General features: G+C 63.6%; 13 protein-coding genes. 5 read left to right on the forward strand and 8 right to left on the reverse strand.

Features of this window, described 5'->3' with window-relative positions; genetic code table 11:
• Nucleotides 1-71: 71 nt before the first annotated feature.
• Genes GC121_RS09385 through GC121_RS09400 form a run of 4 tightly spaced genes read right to left on the reverse strand, consistent with a single transcriptional unit; the run spans nucleotide 72 to nucleotide 2,388 of the window.
• Nucleotides 72-530: a GNAT family N-acetyltransferase gene (locus GC121_RS09385; protein ID WP_151974034.1), complete on the reverse strand. Its 459-nt coding sequence runs from the start codon at nucleotides 528-530 to the stop codon at nucleotides 72-74.
• Complete coding sequence (tsaB, locus tag GC121_RS09390; RefSeq protein WP_151974035.1) at nucleotides 527-1,147, reverse strand: tRNA (adenosine(37)-N6)-threonylcarbamoyltransferase complex dimerization subunit type 1 TsaB; 621 nt, start codon at nucleotides 1,145-1,147, stop codon at nucleotides 527-529. Before tsaB ends, GC121_RS09385 begins: the two co-directional genes overlap by 4 nt.
• A 20-nt stretch (nucleotides 1,148-1,167) precedes the next feature.
• Nucleotides 1,168-1,761 carry a malonic semialdehyde reductase gene (locus GC121_RS09395; RefSeq protein WP_151974036.1) on the reverse strand — a complete coding sequence of 198 codons (594 nt, stop codon included), beginning with the start codon at nucleotides 1,759-1,761 and terminating at the stop codon, nucleotides 1,168-1,170.
• Nucleotides 1,762-1,806: 45 nt separating this feature from the next.
• On the reverse strand, nucleotides 1,807-2,388 hold the full coding sequence (locus GC121_RS09400) for a NifU family protein (protein ID WP_151974037.1): 582 nt from the start codon (nucleotides 2,386-2,388) through the stop codon (nucleotides 1,807-1,809).
• Between the two features lie 115 nt (nucleotides 2,389-2,503).
• Between GC121_RS09400 and GC121_RS09405 the strand changes: the two genes are divergently transcribed.
• From GC121_RS09405 to GC121_RS09425, 5 genes are all read left to right on the forward strand, one after another.
• The gene (locus GC121_RS09405; RefSeq protein ID WP_151974038.1) at nucleotides 2,504-5,437 is read left to right on the forward strand and encodes a pitrilysin family protein; all 2,934 of its coding nucleotides are present in this window, start codon (nucleotides 2,504-2,506) and stop codon (nucleotides 5,435-5,437) included.
• A gap of 135 nt (nucleotides 5,438-5,572) precedes the next feature.
• Entirely contained in the window at nucleotides 5,573-6,964 is a 1,392-nt protein-coding gene (locus GC121_RS09410; RefSeq protein ID WP_151974039.1) for a class II 3-deoxy-7-phosphoheptulonate synthase, read from the forward strand.
• A gap of 175 nt (nucleotides 6,965-7,139) precedes the next feature.
• On the forward strand, nucleotides 7,140-8,510 hold the full coding sequence (locus GC121_RS09415; protein WP_151974040.1) for a hypothetical protein: 1,371 nt from the start codon (nucleotides 7,140-7,142) through the stop codon (nucleotides 8,508-8,510).
• Nucleotides 8,507-9,877 (forward strand): aromatic amino acid lyase, encoded by a 1,371-nt coding sequence (locus GC121_RS09420; protein WP_199857815.1) that lies wholly within the window; start codon nucleotides 8,507-8,509, stop codon nucleotides 9,875-9,877. The genes GC121_RS09415 and GC121_RS09420 overlap by 4 nt, the downstream gene beginning before the upstream one ends.
• A 117-nt stretch (nucleotides 9,878-9,994) precedes the next feature.
• Complete coding sequence (locus tag GC121_RS09425; RefSeq protein ID WP_151974042.1) at nucleotides 9,995-10,681, forward strand: TIGR02281 family clan AA aspartic protease; 687 nt, start codon at nucleotides 9,995-9,997, stop codon at nucleotides 10,679-10,681.
• Nucleotides 10,682-10,684: 3 nt separating this feature from the next.
• On the opposite strand, the gene GC121_RS09430 is transcribed toward GC121_RS09425, so the two are convergent.
• Genes GC121_RS09430 through GC121_RS15320 form a run of 4 tightly spaced genes read right to left on the reverse strand, consistent with a single transcriptional unit; the run spans nucleotide 10,685 to nucleotide 15,721 of the window.
• Nucleotides 10,685-12,037: a hypothetical protein gene (locus GC121_RS09430; protein ID WP_151974043.1), complete on the reverse strand. Its 1,353-nt coding sequence runs from the start codon at nucleotides 12,035-12,037 to the stop codon at nucleotides 10,685-10,687.
• A gap of 3 nt (nucleotides 12,038-12,040) precedes the next feature.
• Nucleotides 12,041-12,991, reverse strand: a complete 951-nt coding sequence (locus GC121_RS09435; RefSeq protein ID WP_151974044.1) for a hypothetical protein — start codon at nucleotides 12,989-12,991, stop codon at nucleotides 12,041-12,043.
• A complete protein-coding gene (locus GC121_RS09440; RefSeq protein WP_199857816.1) occupies nucleotides 12,991-14,283 on the reverse strand; it encodes a hypothetical protein in 1,293 nt (430 codons plus the stop codon). The genes GC121_RS09435 and GC121_RS09440 overlap by 1 nt, the downstream gene beginning before the upstream one ends.
• 13 nt (nucleotides 14,284-14,296) lie before the next feature.
• Nucleotides 14,297-15,721: a hypothetical protein gene (locus GC121_RS15320; RefSeq protein WP_199857817.1), complete on the reverse strand. Its 1,425-nt coding sequence runs from the start codon at nucleotides 15,719-15,721 to the stop codon at nucleotides 14,297-14,299.
• Nucleotides 15,722-15,723 lie beyond the last annotated feature (2 nt).

A 15,723-nucleotide genomic window follows, 5' to 3' on the forward strand; every position in this document is an offset into this window, starting at 1 on the left:
AGGCAGTTTACCAGAGATTTTCGACGAAGTGCGTTGCGGTAATCGCGCCGGTTAGCGGATGTTTACTTTAATCAGATCGTCTGGCCAAAAGTAATCGCATCGATTGGCCCGCCAACTGCGCCGCGATAATATCCTTTGCGAACACCGATTTGTTGGAAACCGCAGGTGCGATACAGATGTTCGGCAGGATTGCCCGCGCGCATTTCAAGGAAGGCCTTGCGCGCTCCGCGTTCGTAGGCATCGGCCAGAAACTGCTGCATGATAGAACGGCCCAAGCCTTGCCCGCGGCAATCGGGCCGCACCGCGATCAGCAGCAGTTCCACCTCGTCCGCCACATGGCGCGACATGGTGAAGCCGGTGGTCTGCGCGGCACGGAGCGGCTCGCCCTCGGCCTGCCCGAACAGCAGAAAATGCGTGCTCGGAGAGAGGAGCGCATCGGCAACCTGCCGCCGCGTCCACGCCTCGCCAAAGCGGGAATCGAAGGCGGTCTGCATCACCGCCATGATGGCGTCGACCGGATCGTCGCTCATGGCCGCGTTACCTGCGGCTTGGCATCGGGTGCGCGTCCGTAGATCGGAGTGAGGTCAGCCGTCAGGCGGGTTTCGTGGAGCAGGTTCGCGTAATTGGCATCGGGCAGCAGGTTGAGCGCGAGGCGGTTGTCGCCGATAAGGTCAGCCAGCTCTTGCGCGCGATTGCCAGCAATCACCTTGTGCCGGGCAATTTTTGCGGCCTCTGCTGGACTGAGCGATTGCACCGCGTCCTCCGCGCTGCCGCCGGCGGCGAAGTTCTGGACGAAATACTCGCCATGCCCGCCATTCATGCAGACCGTGACCGCGCGCGGCATGGGCTGCCATGTTCGGGCGCGGACGAGTTCAAGCGTCGGATAGCCCAGCACCTGCGCGCCCCACGCCAGCCCCAGTGCGCGCGCTGCTGCAATGCCGATCCGCACGCCGGTAAAGCTGCCCGGGCCAAGCGAAACGACAATCCTGTCCGCGCGCCCCTTATCGGGCAATTCCGCGATCATCGGCACCAGCCGTTCGGCATGGCCGCGCCCCAGCACTTCGCACCGCCCATCGATACGGACAGTGCCGTCAAACAGGGCCGCCGAGCACGCCTCGGTCGCGCAATCTATTGCCAGTAACCGCATCGCCTGCGCGCGTTAGACGGTCAGGCGAGTTTGTTAAAGGTAGCGAATTCCGGGCGCGGGCTGCGGTCGAAAATGCTCGCGCGGTCACCATAGCCGATCGAACACAGCCAGTCGGCACGCACGCGCGGCTGGTCGGCGAAGAAGGCTTGGGTGGTGGCGTCCTGATCGAAACCCGACATCGGCCCGCAGTCGAGGCCCAAAGCGCGAGCGGCGATCATCAGATAAGCGCCTTGCAGCACCGAATTGCGGAAGGCACTTTCGCGGCGCGTATTCTCGTCCCCGGCAAACCAGCTTTTCGCGTCGGTATGCGGGAAGAGCCAGGGAAGCTGCTCGTGGAAATCGAGATCATAGCCGATGATGACGGTGACGGGAGCGCCGAGGATCTTGTCCTTGTTGCCGTCCGAAGCGCAATCAGCGAGCTTTTGCTTGGCCTCTTCCGACCGCACCCAGACGAAACGCCCCGGCTGCTGGTTGGCCGAGGTCGGGCCCATTTTCATGAGTTCGTAAATCTGGTGGATTTGCTGCTCGCTCACCGGCTTGTCGAGCCAGCCGTTGTAGCTGCGCGCTTCGCGGAAAATCAGATCGAGGGCAGCGTCGGAGAGGGTGTCGGTCATCGGAAAGGCTCCGCGTTGGAAGAAGGATCATGCAGGGCGACGCGGTCAGGCGGCGCGCACTTCCTTCACTTCGGGCACGTAATGCTTCAGCAGTCCCTCGATCCCGTGCTTAAGCGTTGCGGTCGAACTGGGGCAGCCCGAGCACGCGCCCTGCATTTGCAGGAACACCACCCCGTCGCGGAAACCGCGATAACGGATATCGCCGCCATCGCTGGCAACGGCGGGACGAACGCGGGTTTCGATCAGCTCGTTGATTTGCGCGACGATATCTTCGGTGCCCTCGTCGTTGCCGATTTCGCCCGCTTCGTCTTCGGCCGGAACCGCAATCCCGCTGGCATCGCCGCCAGCGAAAAGCGGTGCTTCGGACACGAAATGATCAAGCAAAACAGCAACTACCTGTGGCTTCAGGTCGCTCCATGACACGCCCGGGGCGGCGGTTACGCTGATGAAATTGTAGCCGAAGAACACGCCCGTCACTTCGCCTGTATCGAACAGGGTCTGCGCCAGCGGGCTGGCGGCGGCTTCCTCGGGCGAGGCGAAATCGCGCGTGCCGCTGGCCATGACTTCGCGGCCCGGCAGGAATTTGAGCGTGGAGGGGTTGGGTGTGGTTTCGGTTTCGATAAACATAGGTGGTATTTAGGGGCGCGGTGGCCAAGCGGCAAGGAAGCAATATTTGCTTTGCTGGCAGGAATCATAGTTACCATTCACCAAGCCTTCATTCCTGCGCTATCAGGTGCACATCATGCCCAAGATCCTGCGCGCTTTCCTCGCTTTCGCCCCCCTTGCTCTGCTCGCGCCTGTTCCGGCGCTGGCGCAAAACTACGACTGTGTCATCGAAGCGGGGGCAGAGGATGCGCCGCTTTATCTCCAGTCGGACAATCCGTGGCTGTACGAAAATGCCAGCATTCCGGTGGACGAGCAGTGGCTGTTCGGCGAATTGCCCAACGGCCTGCGCTATGCCGTGCGGCAGAATGACGTGCCGCCGTGCCAGATGAGCCTGCGCGTGCATATCGATGCCGGTTCGCTGCACGAGGAAGACAGCGAGCGCGGCTTTGCGCACCTGCTCGAACATATGGTGTTTCGCGAAAGTGCCACATTCGGCCCCGGTGAGGCGATCCCGCATTTCCAGCGGCTGGGCGCGAGCTTCGGCTTCGATACCAATGCGCGCACCACGCCAAATTCGACCAGCTACAATCTCAACCTGCCCAATGCCAACCGCGCCACGCTGGATGACAGCGTGCGGCGCTTTGCGGGCATGGTGATTGCGCCCGTTTTGTCCGCCGGAAACCTGGCGCAGGATGTGCCCATCGTGCTGAGCGAGCGGCGCGAGCAGGCAGGGGCGGCGCGGCGCATTTCGGATGCGACGTCTGCCGTGTTCTTTGCCGGGCAACCCTATGCGAACCGCAGCCCCATCGGCACGGTCGAGACCTTGCAGGGCGCAACGGCGGAGGCGGTGCAGGCCTTCCATACGCGCTGGTATCGTCCGGAAAACGCGGTCGTGGTGCTGGTCGGCGATGCCGATCCGCTGGTGCTGGCAAGCACGGTGGAACGGCATTTCGCCGGATGGCAGGGCGAAGGCCCGCTCACCCCCGCGCCCGATTTCGGCAGGCCAGTTGCGCCTGCCGAAGCCGATCCGGCCAATCCGGTGGGCGAAGTGGCGGTGGTGGTCGAACCCGGCCTGCCGCGCGCGATGACCTATGCGATTGTCCGCCCGTGGGAACCGGTGTTCGACAGCCCTGAATACAATCAGGGCAATATGTTGAGCACTATCGGTCTCCAGATCATCAATCTGCGGCTGGAAAACGCAGCGCGGGCGGGCGGCTCATACCTCTCGGCGGGCGCAGCGCGGCAGAAAATCGGCCGCTCGATCGATGCAACCTTCGTGACCGTCACGCCGCTCACCGATGACTGGGAAGCCGCGTTAACAGATGTGCGCGCGGTGATCGCCGATGCGCTGGCAGAGCCGCCCTCGCAGGCCGAAATCGACCAGATTGCCGCGATGGTCGATGTCAGCTTTTCGGACATGGTCGGGCAGGCCGATATCCAGTCGGGTTCCGAACTGGCCGATCTGATCCTGCTGGCGGTGGATATCCGCGAGGCGGTGACCGCGCCCGAAAACGTCCTCGAAATGTACCGCGCGCTCAGCCCGCAGCTCAACCCCGCCGATGTGCTGGCGGCCACGCAGGCTTTGTTCGAAGGCGAAGTCATCCGCGCCGTCGCGCTGGCGCCGGGGCCGCGCGATGTGAGTGTTGCCGATCTGCGCCGCGCCCTGCAAACGCCGGTGCTGGCCAATGCCGGCGCGCGCGACGATGGCGAGGCGATCAACTTTGCCGACCTGCCGCCCATCGGCACGCCCGCGCAGCCGGTCAGCGTGCGCCCCTTGGGCGTGCTGGGCGTGCAGGGCATCCAGTTTGCCAATGGCGTGCGCGCGCTGATTATGGACCGCGATAACGAGCCCGGCCGCGTCACCGTGCACGTCCGCTTTGGTGCGGGCTGGCAGGCGTTCGAGGAAGGTGAGGCGATCTATGCTGAACTCGCGCCCGCCGCGCTGCTCAACAGCGGTATCGGCCCGCTCGACCAGAACGATCTCGACCGGTTGGCTGCCGATCTCAAAGTCGGGTTCGACTTTTCTATCGAGGATGGCGCCTTCACCTTCCAGGGGCTGACGCGGCAGGAAGACCTTGAAGAGCAGCTCTATCTCTTCGCCGCCAAGCTGGCGATGCCGAGCTGGGATCCGGCTCCGGTCGAGCGCGCAAGGGCATCGGCGCGGCTGGCCTATGACAGCTATAACCAAGACCCCAACGGTGTGCTCAACCGCGATCTCGACTGGCTGCTGCGCGGCGAAGACCCGCGCTATGCCACCCCCACACCCGCCGAGCTGGAGCAGGCGACACCCGCGGGCTTCCGCGCGGTGTGGGAACGGCTGCTGGCGCAGGGACAGATCGAAGTGCTGGTGTTCGGCGATATCGACACAGAGGCAACGATTGCCGCGCTGGGGCGCACCTTCGGGGCAATGGAGCGGCGCGAGCCGGTTCCGGCAGAAATCGCCGCACGCGGGGTCGGCTTCCCCGCGCAAGGCGGCGCGCCGCGCACGCTCACCCATACCGGCGACAGCGATCAGGCCGCCGCGCTGGTGGCGTGGCCCACCGGCGGTGGGTCAGAAGGGATCGTGCAAGCGCGCAAGCTCGACCTGCTGGCGCAGATCTTTAACAACCGGCTGATCGACAATCTGCGCGAGCGCGCGGGCGCATCCTATGCGCCTTTCGCCACGTCCAACTGGCCGCTCGACATCGACAGCGGCGGGGTGATCCTCGCGCTGGTGCAGATCGAACCTGCTTTGGCGCCGGTGTTCTTCGCCGAAGCGCAGGCCATCGCCGCCGATCTTGCGGCGAACGGCCCGACGCAGGACGAGCTGGAACGTGCGGTGGAGCCGACCCGCCAGTTCCTCACCCGCGCGCAAACGGGGCACACCTTCTGGCTGCGCGAGCTGGCGGGAGCTGCTTTCGATCCCAACCGGCTGGCCTATCTGCCGAGCATCTACTCGGACTATGACGAGGCGACGGTGGAGGAAATGCAGGCGCTGGCGCAGCGTTATCTGGCGCAGCCGGGTTGGCAGTTGCAGGTGCTGCCCGAAACCGGCGGCGGGGCTGCGGCTGCGACCAATGTCGGGCGTTAGCCATCGTGTAATTTCGCAAGTAACCTTTGCTTGCGAGCAAAGGCGGGCGTAAGTGCGGGGCTTCCCCGGCACTTGTGACACCCTATTTCCGCCGGGGATGCTTGCTGACTAACGGAAATTGTACGGAAAAACGACGTGGCACAGAATTGGACACCCGATAGCTGGAGACAGGAACGCTTCACCGCAAAGCACCTGCCCGCTTACGCAGACGAAGCGGCGCTCGCTCGGGCGACGCAGACGCTGGCCGGGTTCCCGCCGCTGGTTTTTGCCGGTGAAGCGCGGATGCTGAAAGCCGAGCTTGGCAAGGTCGCGCAAGGCGAGGCCTTCCTGCTGCAAGGCGGCGATTGTGCGGAGAGCTTCGCCGAATTCAGCGCGAACAATATCCGCGATACTTTCCGCGTGATCCTGCAAATGGCGGCGGTGCTGACCTTCGCCAGTAAAATGCCGGTGATCAAGCTGGGGCGCATGGCAGGCCAGTTCGCCAAGCCGCGCAGTTCCGATACCGAAACGCAGGTTCTCGACGGGCGCGAAGTGACGCTGCCGAGCTATTTCGGCGACAATGTGAACGGCATTGAATTTACGCCCGAATCGCGCCGCAACGATCCCGAACGGATGCTGCGCGCCTATTCGCAGGCGGCCTCCACGCTCAATCTCCTGCGCGCCTTTGCCGGGGGCGGCTATGCCAATCTGCGGCAGGTGCAACGCTGGACGCTCGATTACATGGGCCGCAGCCCGTGGGCGGAGAAATATCAGGACATCGCCAACCGCATTGGCGAAGCGCTCGATTTCATGGAAGCCTGCGGGGTCGATATCGAAGGCGATCCGCATTTGAAGGCGACCAGCTTCTACACCAGCCACGAGGCGCTGCTGCTGCCTTATGAAGAGGCGATGACGCGGCAGGATTCGCTGACCGGCGAATGGTATGATTGCTCGGCGCATTTCGTGTGGATCGGTGACCGCACGCGCTTCCTCGATAGCGCCCATGTCGAATTCCTGCGCGGGGTGAACAATCCCTTGGGCATGAAATGCGGGCCGAGCCTTGCGCCCGATGCGCTGCTGGAGATGCTCGATATCCTCAACCCCGCGCGCGAGCCGGGGCGCATCACGCTCATCAGCCGCTTCGGACACGACAAGGTGGAAGCAGGCCTCGCGCCGCTGGTGCGTGCGGTGCAGCGCGAAGGGCATCCGGTCGTGTGGAGCTGTGATCCGATGCACGGCAATGTCATCAAGGCAGACAGCGGCTACAAGACGCGCCCGTTCGAGCGCATCCTTGCCGAAGTGCGCGGCTTCTTCGACGTGCACCGCGCCGAAGGCAGCCATGCGGGCGGCATCCATCTGGAAATGACCGGGCAGGATGTGACCGAATGCACCGGCGGCGCGGTGGCGATCACCGATGCCGGGCTGAACCACCGCTACCACACCCATTGCGACCCGCGTTTGAACGCCGCGCAATCGCTGGAACTGGCCTTCCTGCTCGCCGAAATGCTCAACCGCGAATTGTCGGAAAGCAAGCGGCAGGCGGCGTGATGGTCAAGGCCACGCAAGCAAGGCTCTGGCAAGCAAGGGGTTTCATTTAAGGCCGGTCTGCCCCATGGTGAGAACTTGCTTGTCGGGTTTCTTTTCGGGATGATGCGTTGGCCGCAATGTTGCAGGTTTGTGCACCAGTAATCCGCAGGGCGGATGCCTCCAGGAGGTTGCGCGCGTGCACGTAGCTCTCATTGCCCCGATCCGCACCCTGATCAATCTCGACACCGAACTGGCCCATGCGCATCCGCGCCAGTTTTCCGCCTTGCTGAAGCATATTTGCGAGACGTCCGGCGATAGTGTCTGCAGCACGATGACCACCGATAAGCGCGCCGATGTCGAGACGGACTTTACCAAATATACCAGCCTCGATGCCGACTATGGCACCTGGTTTGCGGAGCCGCTGGTGCGCATAGATTTTGCCGGAGAGCGCGCGTCTGTGCTGGAAGCGCAGGTCGAAGCGCGTTTGACCGAAGACCAGTGCGGCGCGCAGGCGATCGAAAGCGCGCAGATCCAGATTTTCGACAACACGCTGGCCATCGTCGTGCTCCATCTTTTCGTGCGCACCGACCGGATCACCGGCTTTGCCCGCACGCCGGGCGAATTGGAACGCTACCTCACGCATTACGCGGCAGAAGCTGCCGCTGTATTGCAGACCGTCGCCATCGAACCCTATCTGCGCCGGTTTTTGGCTGTGCAAGCCGATCCGCAATTTTGGCCCCACCGCCGGACATTGCTGAAGCGGCCACGCGAATTTGTCGCCTTCAAAGACATTTCCACCCCCGACTATCCGGTGTGGGACCCGTCGCGATCATCCCTGATGTGGGCGCACCGCGTTTTCGATCTCTCCAGTTGCACCCTGCACGAACGGGAACTGATCCGCCCGGCCTTGCGGGCCGGTGCAGTGGCCAACACCAAGGGCTATTCGGTCGGGTGGGGCAACACGGTGCTGGAGAGGTTCGAGGAGCCGGAAAACTACATCGCCCTGTGCTGCGCGGTGCAGCATTTTTATTGTCTGGTCGACATCATCGGCAGTGCCCAGCGTCGCCTGTATCGTTCGGTCGTGGCATCCAGCAGCGCCCGCTCCTTCCGGGATTACAACCGGGTGTTCGACCGGCTGGAGATATTCCGGGCAGAAACGAGCAGCGAATTCGCCGATTTCCAGAACGGCCTGCAAGATCGCAACCGGGCTATCTTCGATGACATCGCCAACAGCTTCACGATGCCCGATCTGGTGCAAGCGATCGACACCAAATCGGCGGTTATCAAAGAACGGCTTTCGCGCATGGCGCTGGCCAATTCGGCGGTTTCACAGCGGGTTAGCAGCGTGGCGATCCTCCTGCTTGGCGTAATCGAGATTGTCTCTCTGGTGCACAATATCTACTGGTATTCGCAGGATGTTCACACCGCGGAGGGCAACACCGATCCGGTTTACGGCGTGACCGATCTGGCCCATGCCACCTCCTTCGATCTGGTTTTCAACATCACCGCAATCCTTGTGTTGCTGGCCATTCCCGCATGGATTTTCTTCAAAAGGGACATCCGATGAACGATATCCGGGAATTCATCGGCGCGCTGCAAGCGGGCGTTTTGCCCGGCTGGGCGCATGAACGGTCGACAGCCATCGCACAGCATTATGCAGCGTTTTCCGCTTATGCTGACCGCTCTACCGTGCCGATTTACGGAACCAATACGCTGGTCGGCCATCTTGACGCCACCGCGCGGGCTGAGGGTTTCGAATTCGAATCCTATTTGATCGAAAACCACAGTATCGGTTCGGAGCCTTGGCTTGATCGGTCGGCGTGCCGCGCGATCACGCTCGCCAAGATATTCAGCCTGAAAGCGGATGGCGTGATTCTGGGTGGCGAGAGCTACAAGGCCATTCTGGCCGCTTTCGAGGATCCGGGCTTTCATCCGCAAATCCCCGCAACCGCTTCCTATTCCTGCGGGGACGTTATCCCCGCAGCGCATTGGGCCAAAGCGGTTCTGGCCCGCCAAACGGATCAGCCGCCCTTGCAGCGCGGCGAAGCGCTGGGGCTGATTAACGGCGTCTTTGTGCATTTGGGCCTTGCCGCGCATCTAATTGTCGAGCTGGAGCCGGTGTTGAAACGGCTCCAGCTGACATTGCTGGCCAGCCTCAAGGCGCTCGGCGTGGGGGCGGAGCATTTCCGCGAACCGGGAAAACCGCGCACTCGCCATGCGCAGGGCTTCATCGCGTTTTTCGACAAGAAGCTCTCCGCCCACTCTGCCATGGCGCACCAGTATCCGGTGACCTTGCGCTGCGTGACCGAGATTGCGGGCAATGTGTACGATGCGGTCGAACGATTGGCGCAGGCGATCGACGATCGATTGGCTTTGCCATCGGGCAACCCGCTGTTTTGCCCGAAGCAGCAGCTTCACGTGCCCAGCGGATCATTTCTGGCGCCCGGTGTGGCGATTGCCAACAGCGCGTTGATCGAAGCGCTCCTGATGCTCGCCTGGAGTTCGGTCGAGCGCAGCAAATTCCTGCTGAGCGGCAAAGTGCCCGGCACCGCTCCAGATGCGGCCACGGCAGCCCGCCCGCTAGGCCTGATCCAGTGGCCGAAACTGGCCCAAGCAAAGCTCGAATATGCACGCCAGCGTTTTTCAACCCGCATTTTCGGATCAGGCGGAAGCACATCATACGGCACCGAGGACTTCTGGACGCATGGCAGCAGCCTTGCGTGCGAAACCCGCGAACTGGCCGGCCTCGTGGAAGAAATTCTGGCCATTGAATGGGCCTGTGCCTGCCGGATTGGCGAGCTCGGCGATGCTGGCGAGAACATTGCTGGCACCGGAGTGTCGTTCAAAGGCCATGGGCGCACAATTGCCGACGCCTTGGCGCAATGGAGAACTCTGGATGTTGGCGCAGACGACTTGCCTTCGCCTGTGCCGTAAGCGCGCGTGGCCGCCATCCCGCGCAGCGCACCCTGACTTTGGGCGCCCTGACTTTGGGCACCCTGACTTTTGTGGCAGGTTCATCGCAAAGCCTGAAACAGCTGCTATATAGGGCACATGGATTTCGCTCCCGTCTTTGACCAGTTGGCGCATTCGATCCGCGCTTTGGACAAATCACTGCTGCTGATTGCGGCGCTGGTGGCGATGTTTGCCGGGTTGGTCGGTTCGCTGGTGAACGGGCGGCTGCCCCTAGTGGGCCGGGTGCTCAGAGTGTCGAGCACGCTGTGCCTGATGGGCGTGCTGGTGCTCGTCGTGTTGCAATTGTCGCGGATGGATCCGCGCTTTTCGCTGGCGGTGCCGCAACTGGGCTATCCCGAACAAATTGTCGAAGGGCAGGAAACCCGCATCGCGCAGCACGTGGACGGGCATTACTGGCTGGACGCCACCATAAACGGCCACCGCGCCAGCTTTCTGGTCGATACCGGCGCAACCTTGACCGCCGTGTCCGAAGAAACCGCAGCGGCGGCTGGGCTGGAGCCGCGCGAAGGCGGGCTCCCCATCCGGCTCAACACTGCCAACGGCGTCGCCGCCGCCTATACCACCAGCATCGGCGAGATGCGCTTCGGCAATGTCATCGCGCGCGATCTCGATGCGGTCATCGCGCCGGGGCTGGGGCAAACCAATGTGATCGGGATGAACCTGCTCTCGCGCCTCGCCTCGGTGCGGATCGAAGGGGGCGAGCTGATTCTGGTGCCCCACCACCCGCAGCCTGCGCTCGACCTCTCGCAGGAGAGCGGGGGCTAGCGATCAGGACGCGGCGGCCGCCGGATCGGCTGCGGTTGCTGGCTCTTCCGCAGCAGGGGCTGCCGTACTGCTATCCGCGCTTGATCCGTCACTCGGCGGCGTTTGCGGCTGCGGCACCTCGATAGGCGTCATCGGCGCGGGCGCTTCGGGCGTTTGCAACCGCGAATCGAGCTGGTCGCGCCGCGCGGTGCGGTCGGTCTCCCTCCGCTCGGCACGGGCGGTGCGCGCGGCATCGATCCGCGTGGCCTCGGCTTCCGGATTGATCGCATTGACCCGTATCCGCTCGCGCGCTTCGCCGCCCGCCAGCCTGTCCAGCGGCAGATAATCGGTGCGGAAAATCAGTTCCACCCCGCTGTCGAGGTCGAGCTCGGTATTGATTTCCTCGCTGTTCTGCGCGCGGTTGGTCGATACGAAACCGATTGTATTCTGCACCTTGGCCGACGCCCCCCATGGCCCCACCGAAGCATTCGCGCCCGCTTCCACCGTGTTGCGCATATCGAATTGCGAGCCCCTGTCCTCGTTGGCGACGCTGGACGTATCGACGTGGAAACGCATCGAGGCATTGAGCCGCCCGCTTTCGATGACGATCCGTTGCAAGCCCATTTGCACCATCGTGGCGAGCATTTGCTGCTTGTTGCGGGCGAGGGCGGAGCGCGCCAGCGGCACAAGGCTTTCGGGATCGCCGGTGGGGATGGACTGGCCTTCGGGCAGACCCAAGGCGCTGCGCAGCGCGCCTTCGGACGGAAACGTGCCGCCGGAGACGAGCACCAGCTGCTGCTCTGCCGCATTTTCGGCTTCCCATTCGGCGCGGTCTTCGGGGCTCATATCCTGCGGGCGGTCAAATTCGGGGTCGCTGCCGCCTTCGATGGCGAAGGAGCCGGGGAAGGTTTCCGCCAGCCACGTCCGCGCCCCGCCATTGCCGATATTGGCATCGGCGAAGCCTTCGGTGGAGGCGGCGACGTTCTTGATGAGGTCAACGAAGGCGGTGAGTTGCTGCTGGTTCGAATCGTTCATCGCCTTGAACACGCCGGTGATGAGCTCGCTGACAAAGCGCGGGAAAGAGACGGCGTTGAGCGTATCGCGCGTCGTCTGTGCCAGCCGGTCGGTCGCCGCGCCGAAGCCGGGCTGCGACTGCGCCACGGCAAGCGGCTGGCGCGGGCGGACGGGTTTGACCGCGCGCTCTTCCTCCTCCGCCAGATCGAGCGCGGTCGAACCGATTTTCACCAGCGCGCGGGCGATATCCTTGCGTGTCCCCGGTTCCAGCGCATTGAACGCGTGTGCCGAGGTCAGGACATCGCGCAGGCCTTCGCGCACATCGCCGCGCGCGGTCTGGCCGGGAGGGGCCGCCGCCGTCACGCTTCAATACCCGATCTGCGTCCAGGGCGATGCCCGTGCGGCAGGCGCCGACGGCCCGACCTGTGCCACGCTTTCACCGATTTCCAGCACCGCTTCGATCCATTCGGTCGCCGCGCCGATCACCGGATCGCTCGGCTGGACGAGCGGCGCATTGCTCTCCAGCGTCTCGGCAGCTTCGGCGAGCCAGGCAAGGATTGTCATCCCCGCTTTGCCCCGCCGGATATAGGCAGAGGGCACCAGCATCGGCCGCCCGGACAGGCGGAAGATGGCCGCCACCACATCCCAGATATTGCGCGCGCCAAACTGGCCGCGCAAATGCGGATGGCCGAGAATGGCGAAGGCGGATTTGAGCGTCGCGACAATCTCGCCTGCCAAAAACGCGGTGATGCCGCCGCTCGCGCCGAGCACATTGGCGAGCAGTTTGCGCGCTGCCGAGCGGACGCGGGCTTGCCCGGTAAACCCGCCATATTGTCCCCCTGCCTGCCCATTGAGCGCAATCAGCGCCTCGCACAGGGTCAGCATCCGGTCTTCGAACAGCGTATTGCGATCCACGCCGGCGGTCAGCGGGCCGGATGACGTGCCATAAAGCCGCGCGAAGAAGGCGTTGCGCTCGGCCTCGTCGGGACGCTGGCGGCGCTTCTCCCAGAACTCGCCGACCAGCGGCCGCACCGGGCCCAGTGCTATGTTGAGACTGCTCCCCGCAAGTCCCGCCAGCGCTTCGGCCGCCGGAATGACGCCCGCAGGCTCCAGCTCGGCGGCAAGATAGAGCGAGGCAAGCGCGCGTAGCTGCGCCTTGTCGACTTGCAACGCGCTGTCGGCGGGCAGATCGATATGGCCGAGCTCGTCAAAGGCAAAGGCCAGCCCCGTTGCCGTGGCCTGCGCGACCAGATGCGCACCTTTGCGCAGCGCGGCATCGATGGTGGCATCTTCAACGGGCGTGATCTGCATGGCCATTACGACGTCGCCTCTTCCTTCCGGTTGGGATCGAAGGGCAATGAATTGCCCTGGATGACCGACATCATGCCCGGCGTCGCCATTTTCTCCATGGGGAGGAAATCGCTCTTGAAATTGACCCGCACATCGCCGGAAAGCCGCGCTTTGACCTCCGCCTTGGATTCGCTGTTTTCGTCCACCGCAGAGCCGACCGTGGCGACGTGTTCCTGCTGACCGGTGAAGCTCGCGCTGGCGGAATAGGGCGTGTACCAGCTGCCATATTCGGCCTTCGCCGACTGGGTGTATTTCTGCGCCTCGCGGTCGTGCATACTGGCGCGCGAGGTGCGCTGCGCCTTGTCCGAAGCGCGCATATCGAACACCACTTTGGCGTTGATCGAGCCATCGGTCACGACGATGCGGTTGATCCCCAGCATCACCATGGACGACAGCAATTGCTGGCGGCTCTTGGCCATTTCCAGCCGTGCCGCGGTGACCAGCCGCAATTCGGCATTGGCATCGGACAGATCGGTGACCGGCGGATTGACGTTCATCTGCTTGCTGATTTCGGCAAGCCGGACGGCGGCATCCTCGCCGGTCGCTTCGAGCACCGGCTTGCTCGCTTCTTCGCTTGCCGGATCGGCATCGGCAAACCCGTCCGAAAAGCCGCCGCCACCCGTATTGACCCCCATCACATCGGGGTATTTGTCGGCGAGATAATCGCGGCCCGAGGCTTCGGTGATATTGTCCGCCATGAACTGGTCGACCGATTTGGAGACGTTGGCGATCAATTCGCCATAGGCGCGCATCTGCTCGATCGAGCTTTCGACGATGGCTTGGAAGACGTTCTTGATCAGCCCGCCGACGAATTTGGGGAAGTCGACTTTCTGCACCATTTCGCCGAATTGCTCGACCCCCTGCCGCACCGCGCCCGCCTCGAAATCCTGCCCGGCAAAGCCCTGCTTGCCCGACAGGCGGCGCTTGGTCGCCTCGGTCGCGCTTTCGCGCATGGCTTCGGCCACCGGTGCGGACTGGGCCGATGCTGGCGCGGCAGTTGGCAGTGGGAGCGGCGGCGCGGCCATGGCCTGCCCCGTTTCCGAAAGCACACCGTCGGGGTCGGTCATATAGCTCACGACCTTCACCGTATTCGCTGCAATTTGCGCGCGTTCAGCATCCGATAGTGCCGAGAAAGCGGGCGCGGCGAGCAGCGCGTCGCGCACCTGCGGGCGCGTGGCGTCAATCGCCTCGGCGCTGGTTGTCGCGAGCGCCGCACTCTGCGGCTTGGCGATGGCGGGCGGGGGAAGGGAAACGGACATCGCGCAGTGCTCCTTATGCGGCGGGAGCCGCTACCGGCGCGGGGGCGGGGGCTGTGGTTGCGGGCGCAGGCGTTGCCGCAGCAGGGGCGGGCGCACCGCGCGGGCTGGGCACGACATTGGGATCGACCGGCTTGGCATTGCCCTGGATCGCCGCGATCATCCCCGGCGTCGCCATCTGGTCGAGCGGCAGGTAGTCCGATTTGAAATTCACATCGACCGCGCCTTGCAGCTCGATCTTGGCCTGCATCCCCGCGTCCTGCGTTTCGGCCGCCATCGTGCTGGCGGTGATGATCGGGCGTTCTTCATATTTGTAATTGCCCGATGCGAACCAGTCGGCGCTGTATTCCTCGGTGCCGTGCTTGCCGGAGGTCGAGGAATTGTTTTCATACTCGCCTTCGTTGCTGCGGTTTTTCTGGACATTGCCCCAGCGATCCCGCGCATAATCCATCGCCGAAGCGCTGCGGCGTTTGGACAGGCGATCCGAGGTGCGGACATCATATTTGATTTTGGCCGAGATACGTCCGTCGGTCACCACGATGCGGTTGATCCCCATCAGCACGATGCTGGCCATCAGCTGCTGGCGCTGGCGGGCAAGCTGCATCCGGCTGTTTTCAACCAGCGCGCGCTCGACATTCTCGTCCGACAGGTCGAGGCTTTTGAGGTTCCCGTCCTCGAAAGTGAGCGTGTTGTTGATCTTTGACAGCGCTGCGCTTTCATCCACGCCTTCGCGCAGTTTGAGGCGCGGTTCCGCGCTTGCGCCGCTGTCACCGAACAAATCGTCGCCATCGGCCAAGCTGCCGCTGAAATCGCCGAAGCCGTCGCCGCTGCTGCCGATTTCGAAAAGGTCAGGGAACTGGTCGACCAGATTGTCCCGCCCCTGGTTCATGGTGACGTGATCGTCCATGTACTGCTTCAGCGATTTGGCCACATTGGCGATCATGTTCTGATATGCTTCCATCTGCTCGATGGAGCTTTTGGTGATGGAAGAGAACACGCCCTCGATCAGGCCGGAGACGAAATCGGGGAATTTCACCTGGTTGAGCAATTCCCCCGCCACCGCCGCGCCTTCGCGGGCGGCATCGGCGCGGAATTTGCCTTCGCCGATGGCATCAACGGCAGCGCGCCGCTCGTCCCAGCTCGCTTCATCGGCCGACTTGTCATTGCCGAAGAACATTCCCTGCGCGGGCGCAGCGGGATCGTTGGCGGCCATTCCCTGCGGCACCACGCCGCCCACTGCGCGCCCGTCGATCCCTTCGGGCTGCGCGAGATAGCCCGCCACTTGCGCGGTGGCCTTGGCAATCGCCCGCTGGTCTTGCGCATTCATCGCCCGGAACGCGGGGGATTTCTGCAGGACGTCGGCCACTGCCGCACGCACTTCGGGTGCGGGTTGCGGCTCTGCCATGGCGGCCGGGACGGGATGCGGGGACATACTGGTCATGA

The sequence above is a fragment of the Erythrobacter sp. EC-HK427 genome, assembly GCF_902498745.1.
Taxonomy (GTDB): Bacteria; Pseudomonadota; Alphaproteobacteria; order Sphingomonadales; family Sphingomonadaceae; genus Alteraurantiacibacter.